The organism is Nocardia sp. NPDC004168, assembly GCF_040610355.1.
Classification (GTDB): Bacteria; Actinomycetota; Actinomycetes; order Mycobacteriales; family Mycobacteriaceae; genus Nocardia; species Nocardia sichangensis.
Map to the genome: position 1 here is coordinate 1 of NZ_JBEXME010000109.1, position 1,323 is coordinate 1,323.

A 1,323-nucleotide genomic window follows, 5' to 3' on the forward strand; every position below is an offset into this window, starting at 1 on the left:
GATGTGGGGTAGCCTATTTCGTCGTGTCGGTGGATGAGGATCTGGCTGCGTGGGTGGCTGGGTTGGATGAGTTGTTCGGGCGGGTCGCGGGCCGGTTTTTGCGGGCGGAGCCGCGGTTGCGGGCTCGGTTGTATGTGCGGGGGTTGCTGGCTCCGCTGGCGGGGAAGAACGGGTGGACGCTGGCGGAAGCTGCTGGTGAGCGCACGCCGGATGGGATGCAGCGGCTGCTGCATGCGGCGGCGTGGGATGCGGATGGGGTGCGTGATGACGTGCGCGGTTACGCCATCGAGCACCTTGGGGACCCGGACGGGGTGCTGGTTGTGGACGAGACCGGTTTCTTGAAGAAGGGAACCAAATCTGCTGGGGTGCAACGGCAATACTCCCGGACAGCGGGTCGGATCGAGAATTGTCAGCTGGGCGTGTTCTGCGCCTATACCGGCAGCAGGGGGCGCACGCTGATCGATCGGGAGTTGTATCTGCCCAAGTCGTGGACCGAGGATCGGCAGCGGTGCCGGGAGGCGAGCGTGCCCGATGACGTCGTATTCGCGACCAAGGCGACGCTGGCGAAGAACATGCTGGCCAGAGCTCTGGATGCGGGAGTGCCGGCCCGGTGGGTTACCGCTGACGAGGCCTACGGCGGCGATGGCAAGTTCCGGGCCTGGCTCGACGAACGCCGGATCGGGTATGTCGTGGCTGTCCCGCGTAGTCAGACCATCCCGGTCACCGCGGGCTGCACACGCGCCGATCACCTGGTCGAGCAAGCGCCCTCGCAAGCGTGGAAACGCCGTAGCTGCGGTGCCGGAGCGAAAGGACCACGAATGTTCGACTGGGCGGTGGCCTCTCTGCCGGTCTACGAGTGGACCACCGCCGCGGGCTGGAGCCGTCGGCTGCTGGCCCGTCGAGCCCTGACCCCGAACAACAAGGGCGAACTGGAGACCGCCTACTACCTGTGCTGTGCACCCACGGGCACCACCGACGAGGAACTGATCCGCGTCGCCGGATCACGGTGGGCCGTAGAGGACTGCTTCCAGACCGCGAAAACCGAGGTCGGGCTCGACCACTACCAGGTCCGCCACTACGACGCCTGGTACCGGCACATCACCCTGGCCATGCTCGCCCACACCTACCTCGCCGTCACAGCCGCTATCGCCCCAAAAGCATTGGCAGCGGCGTCATCCCGCTCACACTCGGAGAAATCCGACGTCTTCTGGCACACCTGATCACCCACCGCCCAGCCCTCGCCGCCATACAGCGATGGTCGACCTGGCGCCGACGCCACCAATACCGGGCGAAGAAAGCCCACTACCAGCGACGACACCGATT

At 66.1% G+C, this 1,323-nt stretch carries 1 pseudogene; it reads left to right on the forward strand.

From position 1 onward, the window contains the following. Positions 1-29: 29 nt before the first annotated feature. Positions 30-1,323 (forward strand): annotated as a pseudogene (locus tag ABZW96_RS37640) (IS701 family transposase); the annotation flags it as partial.